Source organism: Sorangium sp. So ce394 (genome assembly GCF_051474665.1).
GTDB classification, from domain to species: domain Bacteria; phylum Myxococcota_A; class Polyangia; order Polyangiales; family Polyangiaceae; genus Sorangium; species Sorangium cellulosum_D.
This window is the reverse complement of record NZ_CP150339.1, coordinates 8,476,546-8,495,300: the sequence shown is the minus strand read 5'-3', so window position 1 is coordinate 8,495,300 and position 18,755 is coordinate 8,476,546. Positions and strand designations below refer to the sequence as shown.

16 protein-coding genes and 1 pseudogene are annotated in these 18,755 nt (G+C 72.1%); 6 read left to right on the top strand and 11 right to left on the bottom strand.

Features of this window, described 5'->3' with window-relative positions; all coding sequences use genetic code 11:
- Positions 1 to 105: 105 nt before the first annotated feature.
- The 3 genes from WMF33_RS31185 to WMF33_RS31175 all read right to left on the bottom strand — a co-directional run bounded on the left by WMF33_RS31185 (position 106) and on the right by WMF33_RS31175 (position 3,278).
- On the bottom strand, positions 106 to 609 hold the full coding sequence (locus WMF33_RS31185) for an SRPBCC family protein (protein ID WP_437332027.1): 504 nt from the start codon (positions 607 to 609) through the stop codon (positions 106 to 108).
- A gap of 327 nt (positions 610 to 936) precedes the next feature.
- Positions 937 to 1,461, bottom strand: a complete 525-nt coding sequence (locus tag WMF33_RS31180) for a hypothetical protein (protein ID WP_437332026.1) — start codon at positions 1,459 to 1,461, stop codon at positions 937 to 939.
- Positions 1,462 to 1,586: 125 nt separating this feature from the next.
- Positions 1,587 to 3,278, bottom strand: a complete 1,692-nt coding sequence (locus WMF33_RS31175; RefSeq protein ID WP_437332025.1) for a SulP family inorganic anion transporter — start codon at positions 3,276 to 3,278, stop codon at positions 1,587 to 1,589.
- 303 nt (positions 3,279 to 3,581) lie between these two features.
- Between WMF33_RS31175 and WMF33_RS31170 the strand changes: the two genes are divergently transcribed.
- A complete protein-coding gene (locus WMF33_RS31170) occupies positions 3,582 to 5,129 on the top strand; it encodes an ATP-binding protein (protein WP_437332024.1) in 1,548 nt (515 codons plus the stop codon).
- Positions 5,126 to 6,601 carry a sigma-54-dependent transcriptional regulator gene (locus WMF33_RS31165; RefSeq protein WP_061625387.1) on the top strand — a complete coding sequence of 492 codons (1,476 nt, stop codon included), beginning with the start codon at positions 5,126 to 5,128 and terminating at the stop codon, positions 6,599 to 6,601. The genes WMF33_RS31170 and WMF33_RS31165 overlap by 4 nt, the downstream gene beginning before the upstream one ends.
- 47 nt (positions 6,602 to 6,648) lie before the next feature.
- Here the strand turns inward: WMF33_RS31165 and WMF33_RS31160 are convergent, their stop codons facing one another.
- Positions 6,649 to 7,032 (bottom strand): YybH family protein, encoded by a 384-nt coding sequence (locus WMF33_RS31160; RefSeq protein ID WP_437332023.1) that lies wholly within the window; start codon positions 7,030 to 7,032, stop codon positions 6,649 to 6,651.
- 46 nt (positions 7,033 to 7,078) lie between these two features.
- Here WMF33_RS31160 and WMF33_RS31155 point away from each other — a divergent pair.
- Positions 7,079 to 7,264, top strand: a pseudogene (locus WMF33_RS31155) (helix-turn-helix domain-containing protein); the annotation flags it as partial.
- Here WMF33_RS31155 and WMF33_RS31150 read toward each other — a convergent pair.
- Positions 7,183 to 7,386, bottom strand: a complete 204-nt coding sequence (locus WMF33_RS31150) for a hypothetical protein (RefSeq protein ID WP_437332022.1) — start codon at positions 7,384 to 7,386, stop codon at positions 7,183 to 7,185. The pseudogene WMF33_RS31155 and the gene WMF33_RS31150 overlap by 82 nt on opposite strands.
- A 95-nt stretch (positions 7,387 to 7,481) precedes the next feature.
- On the opposite strand from WMF33_RS31150, the gene WMF33_RS31145 reads away from it, so the two are divergent.
- The 3 genes from WMF33_RS31145 to WMF33_RS31135 all read left to right on the top strand — a co-directional run bounded on the left by WMF33_RS31145 (position 7,482) and on the right by WMF33_RS31135 (position 12,677).
- The gene (locus WMF33_RS31145; RefSeq protein WP_437339543.1) at positions 7,482 to 8,084 is read left to right on the top strand and encodes a substrate binding domain-containing protein; all 603 of its coding nucleotides are present in this window, start codon (positions 7,482 to 7,484) and stop codon (positions 8,082 to 8,084) included.
- A 223-nt stretch (positions 8,085 to 8,307) separates the two neighbouring features.
- Positions 8,308 to 12,207 carry an ATP-binding protein gene (locus WMF33_RS31140; RefSeq protein ID WP_437332021.1) on the top strand — a complete coding sequence of 1,300 codons (3,900 nt, stop codon included), beginning with the start codon at positions 8,308 to 8,310 and terminating at the stop codon, positions 12,205 to 12,207.
- A gap of 125 nt (positions 12,208 to 12,332) precedes the next feature.
- Entirely contained in the window at positions 12,333 to 12,677 is a 345-nt protein-coding gene (locus WMF33_RS31135) for an ArsR/SmtB family transcription factor (RefSeq protein ID WP_437332020.1), read from the top strand.
- A 161-nt stretch (positions 12,678 to 12,838) separates the two neighbouring features.
- Here WMF33_RS31135 and WMF33_RS31130 read toward each other — a convergent pair whose 3' ends face one another.
- The 6 genes from WMF33_RS31130 to WMF33_RS31105 all read right to left on the bottom strand — a co-directional run bounded on the left by WMF33_RS31130 (position 12,839) and on the right by WMF33_RS31105 (position 18,562).
- Positions 12,839 to 13,474 carry a hypothetical protein gene (locus WMF33_RS31130; protein WP_437332019.1) on the bottom strand — a complete coding sequence of 212 codons (636 nt, stop codon included), beginning with the start codon at positions 13,472 to 13,474 and terminating at the stop codon, positions 12,839 to 12,841.
- 11 nt (positions 13,475 to 13,485) lie between these two features.
- Entirely contained in the window at positions 13,486 to 14,877 is a 1,392-nt protein-coding gene (locus WMF33_RS31125; protein WP_437332018.1) for a C39 family peptidase, read from the bottom strand.
- 861 nt (positions 14,878 to 15,738) lie between these two features.
- Entirely contained in the window at positions 15,739 to 16,371 is a 633-nt protein-coding gene (locus WMF33_RS31120; RefSeq protein ID WP_437332017.1) for a glutathione S-transferase family protein, read from the bottom strand.
- Between the two features lie 112 nt (positions 16,372 to 16,483).
- Positions 16,484 to 16,900 carry a VOC family protein gene (locus tag WMF33_RS31115; protein ID WP_061626176.1) on the bottom strand — a complete coding sequence of 139 codons (417 nt, stop codon included), beginning with the start codon at positions 16,898 to 16,900 and terminating at the stop codon, positions 16,484 to 16,486.
- Between the two features lie 45 nt (positions 16,901 to 16,945).
- On the bottom strand, positions 16,946 to 17,437 hold the full coding sequence (locus tag WMF33_RS31110) for a DoxX family protein (RefSeq protein ID WP_437332016.1): 492 nt from the start codon (positions 17,435 to 17,437) through the stop codon (positions 16,946 to 16,948).
- Positions 17,438 to 17,611: 174 nt separating this feature from the next.
- Positions 17,612 to 18,562: a sigma-70 family RNA polymerase sigma factor gene (locus WMF33_RS31105; RefSeq protein ID WP_437313400.1), complete on the bottom strand. Its 951-nt coding sequence runs from the start codon at positions 18,560 to 18,562 to the stop codon at positions 17,612 to 17,614.
- Positions 18,563 to 18,755 lie beyond the last annotated feature (193 nt).

The window sequence follows — 18,755 nt, the reverse complement described above, 5'->3', positions numbered from 1 at the left end:
AGCGGCTCGCCGAAGATAGCGCCGACGCCCCGGTGTCCGCCACCCTGCGCGCCACGCGGGCCGCCGCGAGGGCCAGCCGAGGCCCGCGCCGGCCCGCCGGCAGGCTCATCGCTGCTGCAGCTGCGCGACCAGGTCCTCGAGGCGGTCGTAGCTGAGGGCCGCGCCGTGCTCCATGCCGGACGCGATGACGGCGTCGCGCACTTCCTTGGATGGATAGCGCGTCGTGGTCGTGACGCGCGTCTTGCCGCCCTCGTCGGTGAGGACCGATGTCACAAGCGAGACGGTGTCCGGGTACATCTCGAAGATCTCGGTGTACACGAGCCGGCTCGGCGGCGTGATCTCCTTGTACTCGCCGTGGAAGGCGGCCTCGCCGTGGGGGTGGCGGTTCACGAAGCGCCACGCGCCGCCCGGACGAAGGTCGATCTCGCAGACGGACACCCCGTAGCCCTCGCCCAGGCAGCCCCACCACCGCTTCACGTGCTCGGGCCTCGTCATCGCCTCGAACACGAGGTGCCTCGGCGCGTTGAACAGGCGTGTCATGTGGATCTCCTGTTCCGATGGCGTCGTGACCTGGAAGCTGTCCTTGTTTGCTGCGCTGGTTGCGACCATGGCTCTTCTCCTCCTGCGATGTCCGTCCCTGAACGTGGTGCTCCGCGGATGGGCCGGCACCTGTATAAAACCGAAAGGTTAATTAACCTGTGGGTTAAGTACATCGCCGCTCCCTGCTTGTCAAGGCGGAGGAACGCCGAGCGCGGCGCGCCCGTGGATTGGGCGCGACAAGGCGGAACGCCGAGCGCGGCGCGCCCGTGGATTGGGCTCGAACGAGTGGGTTTCTTCAGCGCGAGAAGGGGAGGATGGAGCTCGCCATCCCGGAGCGCGGGCGCGCTGGCCCGAGGTCGGGACGGCGCCCAATCACCTGGTCGAGGAAGCCGCCGCCTACCGCGATGCGCGCGGGGAGGGCCCGTCGCGCTCCTCGTCCGCGGTCGCGCTCTCCCCCGCCCCGAGGAGCGCTCGGGCCGCGCGCTCCGTCTCCGGCGCCGTCAGGCCGTGCGCCGCGCCGGCCCGCGCCACCGCCCGCCGGAACCTCGCCCGGGCGTTCGTGTGCTCCACGCTGATGAGCACCAGGCTCAGGATCGCGAGCCCGGCGCTCGCGCCCGGGCTCGGCACCGACCACGCCAGGCACCCGATCGCCACCGTCAGCAGCACGCTGCACAGCACCATCGACTCGCCCAGCGCGCGCGACCCGTCCGCCATGGCCTGCGCCAGCGCCCGCGCCGCCCCCGGCTGGACCTCCTCGCCGCCCTCGCGGCCGTCCTCCAGGGCCGCGCCCGCGTCCGGCTCGCTCGACGTCGACCCGCTCCCCGCCGGCGGCAACGCGGCCGCCCCGGCGACCAGACCCCCCGCGCCGGGCCGGCCCTCCGCTCCCGCGTCCATCCTCGTGCTCGGGCTCCACGTCGACATGCTCTGCTCCCTTGCTCCGACGCCTCCGCCGCGCGGAGCGCCTCTGACCTTCGTCCGTGGCTCGGTCCACCGGTCCAGGCCGGGCGCGCGGCGCCGAGCCGCCCGCGCGCCCCGCCGCCCCGCGCTCACGACGCGCCCGCCGGCGCCTCCGGCCGGAGCAGCGGCGACGGCGGCTGCTGCCTCCGCGCCTCGAACACGCTCGCCCTCGCCGCGGGCTCGTCCAGCGACTCCAGCGCCTCGGCCACGGTCGAGAACACCCGGCCGCCGATGAACGCCTGGAGGAGCCCCGCCTCCTGCAGCCGATCCGCCACCCGATCCGACGCCCGCGACAGGAGCGCCCGCGTCCCCTGCTCGCGCAGCTTCCCGAGCAACGCCCGGAACGCCTCGATGCCCGTGCAGTCGATGAGCGGCACCCCGGCGAGATCGAACACGAGGTGCCGCGGCAGCGGCCCCCCCTCGGCCAGCGACCGGATCTCCGTGTGCGACGCGAAGAAGATCGGCCCCTCCACCCGCACCACCGCGACGGGCGGCGTCGGCCCGAGCGACCGGCGCGCCGGCAGCTCGAGCAGCCGCGGCATCTCCTCCGGCTCGTCGGTCGCCGTCACCAGCGACACGTCCACCCGCCGCTGCATGTGGGCGAAATGCACGAGCGACAGCACGAGGCCCATCAGCACCCCGCCGACGAAGTCGGTCACGACGATCGACGCGGCCGTCGCCACGAACACGAACGCCTCGAAGCGCGAGACCCGCCACATGAGCCGCACCTGCTTCCAGTTGATCAGCCGGTAGCCGACCACGAGCAGGATGCCGGCGAGCCCCGCGAGCGGCAGCCGCTCCACGAACGGCCGCGCCAGGTACAGGAGCCCGAGCAGCGTCACCGACTGCGTGAGCGCCGCGAGCCGCGTCGTCGCCCCGCACTGGAGCGCCGCCGACGACCGCACGATCGCGCCCGCGACCGGCATCCCGCCGATCATCGAGCTCACCATGTTGGCCACCCCCTGCGCCATCAGCTCCTGCTCGCTCGAGTGGCGCTTCGCGTTGCTCTGCGCGTCGATCGCCACCGCCGACAGCAGCGAGTCGATCGACGCGAGCAGCGCCAGCGCGATCGCCTCGGGCAAGATCGCGATGAGCTCGAGGCGGTCGAACGCCGGCAGCGAGGGCGCGGGGAACGACGCCGAGATGGGCCCCACCGACGCCGTGCCGGCGCCGATCGCGCTCACGGCGAGGACCGCCGCCCCGAGGCCGATGAGCCCGCCAGGGAGCCGCCGGTGCAGCCTCGGCAAGAGCACCGTCGCCGCGACGACCAGCGCGCCGATGCCGACGGCGAACGGATCGATGTGCGCGAGCCAGCCCGTCCCCGGCAGCGAGGACACGAGCCGCATCTCCGCCGGCAGGCCCAGGAGCCGCGGGAGCTGCGAGTCGAAGACCAGGAGACCGACCGCGGCCATGAAGCCGCCGATCACCGAGACGGGGATCATGTGGATGAGCCGCCCCACCCGCGCGACCCCCATGAGCACCTGGAGGACGCCGCACAGGAACGTCGCGCATAACAGCCCGTGCGGCCCGTGCCGCTGCAAGATCTCGAAGGTCAGCGGCACCAGCGCCACCTCGGGCCCCGTGACCTGCAGCCGTGATCCGCCGAAGAGCGCCGCGATCACGCCGGTCACCGCGCCCGTGATGAGCCCGGCGCTCGCGGGTAATCCGCACGCCAGCGCGAGCGCGAGGTTCAGCGGCAGCGCCACGAAGGCCACGGTCAGCCCGCTCAGCAGGTTGTCCGCGAGGCTCCTGGGAGCGACCATCTCCTTCCAGGAGATCACCGTGTCTGCCCACATCGAACGCCAGAAGTTCGGTTGGGCCGTCGTTGTCAGAGTAGGCGAGGGGGTCATGGGGCGCGCCGCAATTCACGCGATGTGCCAGGCCCGCGCCTCGCCGGAATCCCGCGTCCCCGCGCGCCGCCGCCGCCCGGCGTCTGGATCCGCCGACACTCGCTTGAGGGGCCCGGCCGACGCTGTCGGCGGTCTCCCACAGGGGCGCTCCTGACGTCCCGTGTCCTCGAAAAAGTGTGGAATGTCGGCGGCTCGTGCGTTCGATGACGCGCGAGATCATAGTCGGGGTCTCGCATGCGCCTCTTGACCCGACTCGTGCTGTCTCACACCGCTCCGGTGCTCGTGATGCTGGTCGCCCTCGGCGTGGTCCTCGGGTCGCTCGCCCAGATCACCTCGTCGCTGCAGAACCTCTTGAGCGACGAGACCGAGGAGCTCCGGCGCGAGGCGGCGCTCCACCACGCCGCCTGGGCGATGGGGCTCGCGATGCGGCGCGGCCAGGAGGCGTGCTCGCGCGGCGCTTCGTGGGACGAGGTCGCCCCGATCCTCCGCACGCGGATCGCCGCGTTGAAGGCGGAGGTCGGCGACCCCGCCTTGCTCCCGTCGGACCCGATGCTCCCGTCGATCGACGGCCACCTCCAGCTCGCGCAGGGCGCGCTCGACGGGGGCACGTGCGGCCACCTCACCGACCCCGACGTCCAGCACGAGCGCGTGCGCCTCGACGAGCAGCTCACGGACGCGTGGGTCATGCGCATCGGCGAGCTCCAGGACCGCGTCCGCTCCAAGGAGGAGGACGCCCGCGGCGCCAGCGCCTCGGCGCTCTCGAACGGCCTCGCCATCTCCATCGCCGCCTGCGTCGTCGCCGCGCTCCTCGCGCACCGGATCGCGCGCACCGTCACCGAGCCGCTCGCGGCCATCGCCACGCAGGCGCAGCGCCTCGGCAAGGGCCAGTTCGACGCGGCCGCCGAGGTGCGCGGCCCCGCCGAGGTGCGCGACCTCGCCCTGGAGATCGAGACCATGCGCAGGCGCCTCGCCGAGATCGAGACGCTCAAGCAGGGCTTCCTCGCCTCCGTCTCCCACGAGCTGCGCACCCCGCTCACGAAGATCCGCGAGGCCATCTCCCTGCTCGAGGACGGCGTCGGCGGGGGCGCGCTGAGCGAGCGCCAGACCCGCATCCTCCACATCGCCCGCGTCGCCTGCGAGCGCGAGATCCGCATGGTGACCACCCTGCTCGACCTCTCCCGCCTCAGCGCCGGCTCCCCCATCCGCCTCCAGGACGGCTCCTCCATCGACGATCTGATCCGCAGCGCCGTGCGCGACGAGGAGGCGGAGGCGCGCGAGCGCGGCGTCACCATCGAGGTCGAGACGCCGGGCGACGTCCCCCCGTGCAGCCTGGATGTGGCCCTGGTCGAGCGCGCCGTCGCGAACCTGGTGCGCAACGCGACCTCCGTCTCCAAGCCCGGCCAGCGGGTGCTCGTGCGGCGCGAGCTGGTCGAGGACACGAAGGGCGGCCGGCCCGGCCGCCGGGTGATGATCAGCGTCACCGATCAGGGCCCGGGCGTCCCCGGGGAGATCCGGCAGTCGCTCTTCGAGGAGTTCAAGACGCAGCCGGTCGCGAACTCCCCGAAGCGCGTCGGCATCGGCCTCGGCCTGGCCCTCTCCCGCAAGATCGCCCGCGCCCACGGCGGCGATCTGGAGCTCGACGACCACGTCGCGAGCGCCGCCGGCGCGGGCCAGGACGCCCGCGCCGCGGGGGCCACCTTCCGCCTCTGGCTGCCGCTCTCGACCGAGCGCTCTTCCGAGCAAGCCCCCGCTGCGCTACACCCCCTCCCCGCGGTTCCATGAGCCCTGCCCGTAAGCCCCACGTGGTCATCGTCGACGACGAGCCGCACCTCTGCGAGCTGCTCGCCTTCCGCCTCGAGCACCACGGCTACCGGGTCACCACGGAGCTGACCGGCGCCGGGGGCATCGCCGCCCTCTCCCGCGAGCCCGTCGACGCGATGATCGTCGACCTCCGCCTCGACGACTGCGACGGGCTCGACGTGCTCAGCGAGGTGCAGAAGCGCTCCCCCGACGTGCCCGTGGTCATCCTCACGGCCCACGGCACCATCGAGATCGCCGTCGAGGCGATGAGGCGCGGCGCGTACGGCTTCCTCACGAAGCCGTTCCACGACCTCGATCTGCTCCAGAAGCTCGCGCACGCGGTCGAGAGCAGCTCGCTCCGCCGCGAGGTCGCCGGCCTGCGCCGCATCATCGGCGCCCAGAGCGACGAGCTGCGCCTGCTCGGGACGAGCGACCGCATCGCCGCCGTCCGCGAGATCATCTCCCGCGTCGCCCCCACCGACGCCACCGTCCTCCTGCTCGGCGAGTCCGGCACCGGCAAGGAGCTCGCGGCGCGCTCGCTCCACGCCCTCTCGCAGCGCCGCGGCAAGCCGTTCGTCGCGGTCAACTGCAGCGCCCTGCCGGCCGAGCTCCTGGAGAGCGAGCTGTTCGGCTACGTGCGCGGCGCGTTCACCGGCGCCACGCGCGACAAGGAGGGCCTCTTCGCCTCCGCCAACGGGGGCACCCTCCTGCTCGACGAGATCGGCGACGCCCCTCCCGCGGTCCAGGTGAAGCTCCTCCGGGTGTTGCAGGAGCGCCGCATCACCCGCGTCGGCTCGCTCAACGAGGAGGAGGTCGACGTCCGCGTCGTCGCCGCGACCAACCGCGATCTCCTCACCGAGGTCCGCGACGGCCGCTTCCGCGAGGATCTCTTCTATCGCCTGCACGTCGTCCCCATCGTCATGCCCCCGCTCCGCGAGCGGGTGGAGGACATCCCCCTGCTCTGCGAGGTGTTCCTCTCCCGCGCCGCGGCCCGCCACGGCCTCTCCGAGCCCAAGCTCTCCCCCGAGGCCCTGCGCGTGCTCCTCGCGCACCCCTGGCCCGGCAACGTCCGCGAGCTCGCCAACGTCATGGAAGGCGCCGTCCTGCTCTGCCGCGGCGAGCGCCTGCAGCCGCAGGACCTCAGCACCCTCCTCGTCCCCCCCGCCCGCAAGCTCGACGGCTGGTCGAGCGGCGCGGAGCCCGAGGACGCCGAGACCCCGGCCATCTCGGACGCCGCGGGCGAGATCCTGTCGGTGGCCTTCGGCGACCCCGGCTCGGCGCTCCCGTCGCTCAAGGAGGCGCGCGACACGTTCGAGCGCGCCTACCTGGTCGAGGTGCTCCGCCGCGCCAATGGCAACGTCAGCGCCGCCGCGAAGCTCTCCGGCAGGAACCGGACGGACTTCTACGACCTCCTCCGCAAGCACGGCCTCTCCTCCGCCAGCTTCAAGGAGTGACGCCCTCGGCGGACGTCGCGCGTGGCGCGCGGCGCCGGGCGGCGCTGCTATCGGGGCGTGTCGTCGCCGGCCGGGTGATCGAGGAGGTAACGCCAGGTCCCGTCAGGCTGCCTTCGCACCACCTCCGCCGAGCGCGCCGTCTCGGTGACCTCCTCTCCGCCGGGGCCGACGAACGACAGGATCCATTCGCCCTGCAGCAGGGCGATGTCCCCGGCCTGCATGCAGTAGTTGTTCTTCGACGCCATGCGGCCTCGCAGCGCGAGGAGGGCGCCGATCGCCTCCCGGATGGCGGGCGCGCCGGCGGCGCGCTGGCCCGGCGCCGGCGCCAGCACGGCCCCGGGCTCGTAGAGCGCCATGATCCGGTCGAGATCGCCGGCGTTGAAGGCCTCGGCGAAGATCGCGTTCATCTGCTGGGGTTCTTTGACGTCCATGCGTGACCTCCAGCGCTGACCGTGGCCCCCACGGGCCGTGGCGTCCATGCACGAATCTTCAATTCACTCGTGCGCCGGTGGAACGATCGAGGGGTACAATCGACCGGTGATCGATCTCAACGAGATGGTCTGTTTCGCGCACGTCGTGGATCAGGGCAGCTTCGCCGCGGCCGCGCGCCGGCTCCGGATCCCGCCGTCCACGATGAGCCGGACGATCGCCGCGCTGGAGCGGCGCCTCGGCGCTCGCCTGCTCGAGCGCACCACGCGCAAGCTCCGGCTGACCGACGCTGGCGCGCAGTACCACGAGCGCTGCCGGCGCATCGTCGCCGAGGCGGAGGAGGCCGATCGCCTCATGGCGGCGCGCGCCTCGCGGGCGCAGGGCACGGTGCGCGTCTCCGTCCCGGAGGCGTTCGTCGAGCGGCTGCTCGCGCCGGCGGTGACTCGAGCGGCTGCTCGCGCCGGCGGTGACTCGGCTCCTCGCGACCTACCCCGATGTCCGCGTCGAGTGCCTCACCGACGATCGCTATGTCGATCTCGTCGGCGAGCGCATCGACGTCGCCCTCCGGGTCCTCTCGCCGAGGGACCGCTCCGCGCAGGGGGCGCGCCGCCTCGGCGAGACGAGCCCCGTCCTGTGCGCGTCCCCTGCCTACCTCGAGGCGCGCGGCGCGCCGCGGGCGCCCGAGGGCCTGTCGTCGCACGCCCTGTGCGCGTTCGGCCGGGATCGGAGCGCGTTCTCCCTTCGCCTCGTCGATCGCGCCGGACGCGCCGTCCGGGTCCGCGCCGTGCCGCGCCTCTTGACCACGAGCGACGCCCACCTGCGCTCGGCCTGCCTCGGCGCGGCGGGCATCGCGCTCCTCCCGCCGTTCGTCGTCGACGCCGATCTCCGCGCCGGGCGCCTCGTGCGCGTCCTGCCTCGCTGGACCGGCCCGGCGCTCCGCCTGTTCGCCGTCACGCCGAGCGCGCGCGCCGTCCCGGCGCACGTCCGCGTCTTCCTGGACCTGCTCTACGAGCACGTGAGCCTGCACCCGCGGCTGCTCGACGCCGCCGCGTGACGCGCCGAGCCCATCATCACCGCTCCGCGGCGGCGATGGACATGCAGGGATCGTGTCGAGCGGTGGACAGAGCCTCTGACGAACTCATCAGGTAAAGCGCGCGGGAACCCCGCGACGCGGCGGCGCCGGAGGCCGGGCCCTGGGGGGTGTGGTACAAGCGAACGGTCGCCATGACGGGACTGCGCGCGAGCCACCTCGATCGGAGCGGGGAGCGGAGGCCGGCATGAGCCGGGTCGAGGCGGCGAGCGCCGGAGACGGGCTGGACCCGGCCGGCGCCGCGCTCTCGGGCGGCGGGGAGATGGGGGCGCTGATCCGCTCCATCGACTGGTCGCGGACGGCGCTCGGCCCCGTCGAGGCGTGGCCCCAGTCGCTGCGCACCGCGCTCTCCATCCTGCTCTCGTCCGAGCACCCCATGTTCCTCTGGTGGGGCCGAGAGCTCATCCAGTTCTACAACGACGGCTACCGCCCCATCCTCGGCTCCAAGAAGCACCCGGCCGCCATGGGCCAGGCGGGGCGCGCGTGCTGGAAGGAGATCTGGGACGTCATCGAGCCGATGATCGAGAAGGTCTTCGCCGGAGGGGCCACGTACCTCCGGGACGGCCTGCTCATCCTCGATCGGAACGGCTTCCTGGAAGAGTGCTATTTCAACTACGGCTACAGCCCGATCCGGGATGAGCGAGGCGCTGTCGCGGGCGTCTTCGTGGCGTGCTCCGAGAGCACCGGGCACATCCTCGGGCAGCGCCGGCTGAAGCTCCTCGCGGCGCTCGGCGCGAGGGTGGCCGACGCCAAGAACGTCGAGGACGCCTGTCGGGTCATGATGGACACCGTGGCGGAGGCCGGGCGCGACCTGCCGTTCGGGCTGCTCTACCTCGCCGACGAGGGCGGCGCGCAGGCCCGGCTCGCGGCGACCGCCGGGCTCGACCCGGGCCACGCCGCCGCGCCGGCGACGGTGAGCCTGGACGCCGCCGGCGGCGCGGTGTGGCCGCTGCATCGCGCGCTGCGCGAGGAGGCGGAGGTGGCTCTCGCCGAGCTGCCCGCGGGCGTCGGCCCCCTCCCGGGCGGGCCGTGGCCGGACGCCGCGCGCCGCGCGGTGGTGCTGCCGCTCCCCCGCGCCGGCGCCGGCGGGCGGCCGGCCGGGTTCCTCGTCGCCGGCGTCAGCCCCCGGCTCGTGCTGGACGACGACTACCGCGCCTTCCTGCGGCTCGTGGCCGGCCACTGCGCGACGGCGATCCAGAGCGCCCGGGCCAGCGAGGAGGAGCAGCGCCGGCTGCAGGCGCTCGCCGAGCTCGACCGCGCGAAGACGGCGTTCTTCAGCAACGTCAGCCACGAGCTCCGGACGCCGCTGACGCTGATCCTCGGGCCCGTGGAGGACGGCCTCTCGGACGCCGAGCAGCCTTTGCCTCCGCGGCAGCGCGAGCGCCTCGCGATCGTCCACCGCAACAGCCTCCGGCTCCTCCGGCTCGTCAACACGCTGCTCGACTTCTCGCGCATCGAGGCGGGCCGCATCCAGGCGAGCTACCAGCCGACCGAGCTCGGCGCCTTCACCGCGGACCTGGCGAGCTCGTTCCGCTCGCTCCTGGAGCGGGCCGGCCTCTCCCTCACGGTGGACTGCCCGCCGCTCGCCGAGCCGGCCTACGTCGACCGGGAGCTCTGGGAGAAGATCGTCCTCAACCTCGTCTCGAACGCCTTCAAGTTCACCTTCGCGGGGGGCGTCCGGGTCTCGCTGGAGGCGGCGGGCGGGCGGGCCGTCCTGTCGGTCGCGGACACCGGCACCGGCATCCCGGAGGCCGAGCTGCCGCACGTGTTCGAGCGGTTCCACCGCGTCGAGGGGGCCAGCGGCCGCAGCTACGAGGGCAGCGGCATCGGCCTCGCCCTGGTGCAGGAGCTGGCCAAGCTCCACGGCGGCGCCGCGGCCGTGGAGAGCCGCCTGGGCGAGGGCAGCCGCTTCACGGTGTCCATCCCGCTCGGCAAGGCGCACCTGCCCGAGGACCGCGTCGCTCGGGCCTCGCCGCCGGCCGCGGGGGGGCGGGACGCCGCGCCCTTCCTCGACGAGGCCGCGCAGTGGCTCCGCGGCGAGCAGGGGCCGGCGTCCCGGCCGGAGGGCGAGGGGCCGGGTAGGAAGCTGCCGGGGCGCGTCCTCGTCGCCGACGACAACGCGGACATGCGCGAGTACGCGCTGCGGCTGCTCGCGGCGGAGGGGTGGACGGTGGAGGCCGCGGCCGACGGTCAAACCGCCCTGGAGCGCGCCCGCGCCCACCCCCCGGATCTCGTGCTCACCGACGTGATGATGCCGCGGCTCGACGGCTTCGGCCTGCTCAGGGCGCTGCGCGCCGACGAGCGCACCCGCGGCGTGGCCGTGGTGATGCTCTCCGCGCGCGCGGGCGAGGAGGCGCGCGTCGACAGCCTCGAGGCCGGCGCCGACGACTTCCTCGTGAAGCCGTTCTCCGCGAAGGAGCTCCTCGCGCGGGTCCGCGTCCACGTGGAGCTCGCGCGCCGCCGGCGCGAGGCCGAGGGGCAGCGCCAGTACCTGAACGACCTCTTCATGCAGGCCCCGGGGCCCATCGCCATCCTCCGCGGGCCGGAGCACGTCTTCGAGGTGGTCAACCCGCTCTACCAGCGGCTCGTCGGCGGTCGAGCGCTCGTGGGCGAGCCCATCCGGGCCGCCCTGCCCGAGCTCGATGGACAGGGCATCTGGGAGCTCCTCGACGCCGTGGTCCGCACCGGCGAGCCCATCGTCGGCAAGGAGCTCCCGGTGCGGCTCGACCGCCGGGGCGACGGCACGACGGAGGAGGTCTTCTTCAACTTCGTCTACCAGCCGATGCGCGATCGCGACGGCGCGGTCGAGGGCGTCTTCGTCTTCGCGTTCGACGTGACCGACCAGGTGCGCGCCCGGCGGGGCGTGGAGGCGCTCGTCGAGGCGCTCAAGCTCGCCGATCAGCGCAAGGACGAGTTCCTCGCGATGCTCGCGCACGAGCTCCGGAACCCGATGGCCTCGATCAGCCTGTCGCTGACGCTGCTCGACGACGTGGACGGCGACGGGCCCACGTCGGCGCGCTTCCGGGAGATCGCGCGGCGGCAGATGGGCCACCTGGTGCGGCTGGTGGACGATCTGCTCGACGTGTCGCGCATCACGCGGGGCACGGTGGAGCTGCGCCTCGGGGACGTCGATCTCGCGGCCGTGGTGCAGGACGCCGCCGCCGCGGCGAGGCCGGCCCTCGAGGCCCGGCGCCATGCGCTCTCGGTGTCGGTGGGGCCCGGGGGCTTCGGCATGCGGGCCGACGCGACGCGGCTGGAGCAGGTGGTGACGAACCTCCTGACCAACGCCGCGAAGTACACCCCGCCGGGGGGCGCGATCTCGGTGCGCCTCACGCGCGAGGCGGCGGGCGGCGCGCCCGAGGCCGCGGTGCTGCGGGTGCGCGACACGGGCCGCGGCATCCCGGCGGCGATGCTCGAGAAGGTGTTCGATCTGTTCACGCAGGTCGACCAGACCATCGACCGGCGCACGGGCGGGCTGGGGCTCGGGCTCACGCTGGTGCGGCGGCTCCTGGAGCTGCACGGCGGAAGCGTGGTCGCGGCGAGCGCCGGGCCGGACCAGGGCAGCGAGTTCACCGTGCGCCTGCCGCTCGGCCCGGGCGCGGCGCCGCAGCCTGCGCCGAGCGCCGGGCCGCTCGCGCCGCCCGACGAGCCGCCGCCAGCGCCGCCCGACCGGCCGCCGCCGGCTCCGGCGCAGCGCGCCGAGGCGCCGGAGGCGGCGGCCGACCGGCGCCGGGTGCTCGTCGTGGAGGACGCGGAGGACGTGCGCCGGGTGATGCGGGCGTACATCGAGGCGCTGGGGCACGAGGTGGCGGTGGCGGCGGATGGGCTGGAGGGCGTGACGAAGCTGCTGGAGCTCCGTCCCGAGGTGGCCTTCGTGGACCTCGGCCTGCCCGGCATCGACGGTTACGAGGTCGCCCGGCGGGCGCGGGCCGCGCCGGGCGGCGAAGCGCTCTACCTGGTGGCGCTCTCGGGGTACGGTGGGACCGACGATCAGGCCAGGTCCAGGCGGGCCGGCTTCGACCTGCACCTGATCAAGCCCGTGGGCGGCGCCACGCTGCAGGACGTGCTCACCGCGCCGCGCGCGTAGCCGCGCGGCGTACGTGACGTGAGACGCGACAGGAGCCTCTCGGCCGAGCCGCCGTCGCCGGGAGGCTTGACCCCACAGACACCCCATTGTATAACTAAATGGTTTCTATACCAAGGAGTTATGTAATGACCCCGTCCGAGCGCCTCGACGCAACGTTCGCTGCGCTCGCCGATCCGACACGGCGAGCGATCCTCGCGCGCCTCGCGTCCGGCGAGGCGTCGGTGACCGAGCTGGCGAAGCCGTTCGCGATGAGCCAGCCCGCGATCTCCAAGCACCTCAAGGTGCTGGAGCGCGCGGGCCTGATCTCGCGCGGCCGCGACGCGCAGCGGCGGCCTTGCCGGATCGAGGCCAAGCCGCTCGCGGACGCCAGCGGCTGGCTCGACAACTACCGCCGCTTCTGGGAGGGCAGCTACGACCGCCTCGACGACCTGCTGGAGGAGCTGAAGGAAAAAGAGAGCAAGGGCGAGTGATGCGGTCGGGCAGCACGAGAGCGCAGGGGCGGCCGGGGTCGTTCTCGTCCGGCGCCGCGAGCGCGCTGGGGAGCGGAGACGGCCCTCCACGGTGGGACCCGGGTCGGTAGGACGCCGTTTCCGGTGACGGGCTGCTCGAACGCTCGTTGCGCCGCAACCTGCTATGGGGAGGAGGAGGAGATCGCCTGCGCCGCGGGGACGAGCGAGGCAAGGACCTCTTCAGCGCGTCCGACGCTCCCCAGCGCGACGCCGTACGCGGGAGCATCCTTCACCGGAGATAATCTCAGCTCGCCGCCTTGAACGCTGGCCAAGAACTCGACGCCGAGCGCCGGAACCTGCACGAAGAACGTGCCGCCCGATCGTTCGCTGGCGTTCCCGGCGAGGGCGCTCGCTGCCCGGTCGATCCCCGCGGCGCGCGCGCGGTCTCCCATTCGGAACGTGCTCCAGCCAGCGCTCGTCTTGAGCACTCCAATGGTGGACGTCGGCGCACCGGCTAGGCGGACGACGAGCAGGCGCTGCCCCACGTCACGCAGCAGGCTGGAGGCATCAACGCCTGTGGAATACCTCTGCAGCGACGTCAGGTCTACGTGGTAGACGCGCAGCGGCGCGTCGAGCGTGATCGAGCCGAGGTCGTTCGGGGAACTCAGGCCGAGCGCCCGCGCGATGCGCGCGTTCCGCGCGGAGCGAGCTTCGGCGACCGAGGCCTCGGCGGCGGTGGTCGATGGGTCCGCCGACTGCGCCGAGGCGGTTACGGTGAGCAGCGACGCGAGCAGAGTCATGCGGCAGAACGTTCTCATCGTTTTGTTCCTCATTGAATGTTGTAGTGATCGGTCCACGCATTGTAGGAACCAGCGACCGACGTGTAGGCCGCGTACGTGACGACGTCTTCGGTCCCGCCCCCCGGATTGTTCAGGACGACCCAATCGTCGTTGTTGAAGCGGAAGGTGTCGACGCCCACCATCATGTGCCCGCCACCTCCGACCCAGGCGATGGTGTGCGTCCACGGGCGGTTCGCCGCGACCTCCGCCTGGATGTCGGCGAGCGTCAGGGTCGTCTTCTGCTGCGTCGTGTAACCGAGCGTCGCCCAAGGCGTCCACCCCGTCACGTTGCACGCCGCGGGTGGTGAAGCGTTGCAGCAGTCGTTTCGAGATGTCGCCCAGTTCGCCATCGTGCATTGAGCGACAGCGTTGCCGTAGTAGGTCGTGATCATCTCTCCGCTCGCGGCCCAACACCAGTTGGTCTGCGTCTGCGCGACGAGCGGCACGAACATGGAGGCGCTGTTGATCTTGTGCTGGACTTGACCATTCACCGTCGCCACGACGTCGATGCGTGTGTCTCCCCACGACGTAGCGTCGGGTGAGCTCTGCAGATTTCCGCCGAGGTCCTGCTCCCAAGACCAGTCGTTGTTGTACGGGTACCACCGATGCTTCAGGTGATCATCGGTGCCTCGCCAGAAGACGCTGATCGCTCCGTTACCCCACGAAGTCGCCCCGGGCGAAGAGCCGGCGGCGATGTTGCCGCCGAGGTCTTGCTCCCAGGACCAGCCACCGTTGTAAGGATACCACTTGTGCTTCACGTGGCCGTCGGAGCCTCTCCAGAACACGCTCATGCGGCCCTGTCCCCAGTGCACGGCGGCGGGATCGGTGGTCGCGCTGCCGCCCAGGTTCTGGGCTGTGGACCACGTTCCCCCGCTGTACGACTTCTGCCGGATCGTCCCGTCGCTCGCTCGCCAGAAGACGTCCAGCTGACCGTTCCCGCGCGAGAGCGCGGCGGGCGCGGACGCGATGAGGTCCGAGTGCGTCGACGGCGACGACCAGGTCCCCGAGTTCCACGAGATCTGCTGCAAGCGCCCATCCGTGCCACGCCAGAACACGGCCATGTGCGTGCTGCTCCACGACGCCGCCGCTGGATCCGAAGCGACGACGCCCGTGGCGAGCTGCTGTTCCCACGACCACGTGTTGTTGTAGGGGAACCACTTGTGCTTGAGATTGTTGCTCCCATCACGCCAGAAGGCGCTCATCGACTGCGTCCCCCAGGTCACGATGGCAGGACCGCCTACCGGGCTGCCCCCGATCGTCTCCCACCCAGTCCATACCGCTTGCTCGGCAGCCCCGACCTCCTCGATCGTGCCGGGCTCGACGGAGCCTTCATTTCCCGTCCCGCATGCGCTGGCGCAGCTCAGCGCGATGAGGATCCCCATCCGGATACGCATAGGTGTCCTTTCTCTGTCGTGGTTCAACGCCGATCGGCGCGCGCGGCGGTGCGCGCGCCGATGATGTTCATGTGCAAAGCTGGCACATCCGTGACGGCTCTGCGGTGATCGTCGGCTCCGCTGTCACGAGATGCGCGACGTGGCGTGTTTTATGGGCCTCGACTCCCAAATCATGCATTGCGCCTGGTCGAGCGCGCGTGCGTGGATGGCAGCCTCAGGGCGGATTCGGGGCACGATGCTCGTGATCTGCTTCGGTGGCCGCAGTCCCGAGCTGGCGAGTTCGGTGCTTGTCTACTTCGCCGGGGCCGATGTCTCGGCGTCCTCCGGGTCAGATTGTGGCCCGCTCCATCCAGCGTGAGCAGGTGCCGAGTGTGTAGCTCGAACGCCGCGTCACGGACTGCAGCACCCCTTGGTCCCCGTGATTGGTACCCAATGCCTGTGAATGATGAGCCCCTCGAGACGTTCGGTTCGCTCTATACGTTGACCGTTTCGTGTACAGTGCTCACAGGCCGCCGTCAAGTCATGTCGCATGTTCGAACACGCCGGCTCGGTCATGAATTCGGGCGGCTCGCTGGCGGAGGAGCCAAGGGCGAAGGGGGCAGGTTCTACACTGACACGAAATCATTGACGTTCTTGGAACAGGCAGATCCACGCGGTGACGCAATTCGGCGGCATGAAAAATGTTCCGGCTGTTCGGAATTGAGTTGGGATGGCCTGACGTCGGCGGTGATGGCGGCACCTGAGGGCACCTGCGCCAACGAAGGGAGGGGCGGAGCGCCTCGACGAGCTGCTCGCAGAGAGAAGCGCCCAAGTCGAGGCCAGGACAGGCGCGCCGAGCCTGCGTCGCGCTCAGGCGCGCGCCGGGCTCTCCTGGCCGCGGCACCTCGCGCGCGCGCGCTCGAGCGCCGGCCGGGCGGCCAGCCGCTCCTGGTAGGCGGCGAGCTCGTCGGGCAGCGCCTTGCCGAGCGCGCCGCGGTAGATCCCGATCGCGGTGCTCACCGAGATGTCGGCGAGCGTGAGGCGCTCCCCGGCGAGGAACGGCCTGTCGCCGAGCAGGCTGGCCGTGAAGCGCAGGGCCCGCTCGACGTTCGCCTCGTGCGTGACGACCGACCAGTTGCGCTTGTCCGCCTCCGGCGCGCCGAAATGCGCCGTCAGCAGGGCGTTGACCCCCGCCCCGAGCGCGGCTTCGCCGAACACGGTCATCTGCAGCACGCGCGCGAGCGCCGGATCGTCCTTGTCGGGCAAGAGCGGCGTGGGCCCGTATTTCTGCGCCAGGTAAAGCATCATCGCGACGGACTCGTGGATCGCCTCGCCGCCCTCGTCCTCGAGGAGCGGCACGTTGGCGAGCGGATGCAGCGCGCGATAGGCCTCGCTCGGCGGATACGAGACCATCTCGACCTCGTAGGGCAAACCCATCTCCTCGCACTGCCACATCACCCGCAGGCCGCGGGCCCCGCGCGCGAAGTTGTAGACCTTGATCATCGGTGACGTCCTCGATCGCGAGAGGCGGGGAGGCGGGGAGGACGGACGACGACCTCCCCACCTCCCCGCTTTCATGGGGGCTCTTCCAGGCGGCGCGCCCGCGCCCCGCCGGCTACGGCTGGATCGCCTTGGGATCCATCCACATGACCTCCCAGTGGTGGCCATCCACGTCGTAGAAGCTCCAGCCGTACATGAAGCCGTGATCCTGCGGATCCAGCGCGTGCGACCCGCCCGCCGCGATCGCCTTCTTCACCATGTCGTCGACCTCGGCCCGGCTGCTGCACGAGAGCGCGAAGAGCCCTTCGGTGTGCGTGCTCGTGCTGCAGATCTCCTTCTTCGTGAACGTCTTGAAGAACGACTCCGCGAGGAGCATGACATAGGCCTCCTCGCTGACGACCATGCAAGCGGCCTTCTCGTCCGTGAACTGCGGGTTGAACTCGAACCCGAGCTTGCTGAAGAACTCCATCGATCGCTTCAGGTCGCGGACGGACAGGTTGACGAAGAGCTTGCGGGGGGTGTTCGTGGTCATGGCTGCTTCTCCTTTACCGTGATGGACTGTCGTGAAACGTGAAGCTCATCGGCCCTGCGACGACGGGCTCGCGGTCAGCGCGCGCACGCGGCGGTCGCGCAGCCAGAGCCCCGCCCAGAGGAACGCGGCCACGTAGATGGGGAAGAGGGTGTGGCTGAAGAGCGGGTTCTCGACCCGCACGTGGATCGCGATCGCGCCGCCCAGGTAGCCGGTCCACAGGATCGCCCCGAGCACCGCGGTCCGCGGGATCAGGTAGAGCACGAGGCAGGCGATCTGGAGGTAGCCGAGGGTGGGGACGAGGTGCGCCGGGAACCCGAGCTCGGCGGTCGACGCCTCCGCGGGGAACAGCTTCAGCACCTTCACCGCGGCGTCGAACGTCAGGAACAGCGTGGCCAGCCCGCTCAGGACGCGGCCCGCCCACACGGCTCGCCTGGACGGCGCCGCGTTGGGCGCCGTGGCGGGGGCCGGCGCCTCGGCCTGGGGCCGGGTCACGAGATTCTGGTCACGATGATTGATGCTGGCGACGCTCGCGGTCATGGGTGCCTCCGTGCTGGATTCACCCCCGTAGACCCCTGGCCTCGTCAGGAATCATCGGTCGCTCGGAAAAAAAATCGTCGCGCCGTCGCTGACCGGGCGCCCGCGGCGATCCGGCCGGGCGCCCGCGGTCAGGCCGGCAGGGCGCCCGCGGCTAGGCCGGCAGGGCGCCCGCGGCTAGGCCGGTAGATCGAGCGGCAGGCCGAACCGCGGGAAGAGCGTCTCGGTGTCGAGGAAGGACGTCATGCTGACGATGCGGTCCCCCGCGACGTCGAGGACGATGAGCGCCCAGGCCCGGTGGCCGCCCTCCGGCGCCGGGCGATACTGCGCGAACGCGGGCGAGCCGCTGGCCGCCGTCGGGATGAGCCGCGACCCGCGGCAGCCCGCCCCCGGGCCCACGAGCCAGGCGCGGATCGACTCGTGGCCGCGGAGCCACAGGGTGAACGGCGGCATCGACAGGGTCGCGTCCTGGTGCAGCAGCGCCGTGAGCGCGTCGACGTCGTACCGCTCGAAGGCGTTGACGTAGCGGTCGAGCAGCGCGGACTGCGGCTCCGGCAGCGAGGGGCGCGCGTCGCCGAGATCGCGGCTCGCGAGCGTCGCCCGCGCGCGCTGGAGCGCGCTGTTGATCGCGGCGACCGAGGTGTTGAGGCTGTCGGCGACCTCCGCGGCGGACCAGCCGAGCACCTCCGTGAGCAGCAGCGCGGCGCGCTGCTTCGGCGGCAGGTGCTGGAGCGCCGCGACGAACGCGAGGCGGATGCTCTGGCGGAGCATCGCCCGCTCCGCGGCGTCGATGTCCGCCGGCAGGGCGTGCGCGTCGGGGACGGGCTCCAGCCAGTGGGTGCGCGGGCGCGTCTCGAGCGCGTCGTCCACCGTGCCCACCGGGCCTTCCTCGATGGGGCGCGCCCGGCGCGCGCGGTCGGCCCGCAGGTCGATGCAGACGTTCGTCGCGATGCGGTACAGCCAGGTGCGCAGCGACGAGCGCCCGTCGAACTTATCGAGGCTCCGCCAGGCGCGCACCATCGTCTCCTGGACGGCGTCGTCGGCGTCGACCACCGAACCCAGCATCCGGTAGCAGTGTCCAGTGAGCGCCGCGCGGTGTTCTTCGAGTTGGGCTACACTCTCCGACATCGGCCGGACCGTACCATCGGCTCTCCGGCGGGTCCACGGCCAACCGCGCTCGGCGCGGAGCCTTCGTGTCTCGGGTGTGGGCCAAAGGACGCTCCCGAGCCAGCCCCGGAACACCCTCGCTGCATGCAACGGCGCCAGAGCGCCGGAGCCCGCCGACGAGCGCGACGACGGCGCTCCAAAAAGCGACGGAAGA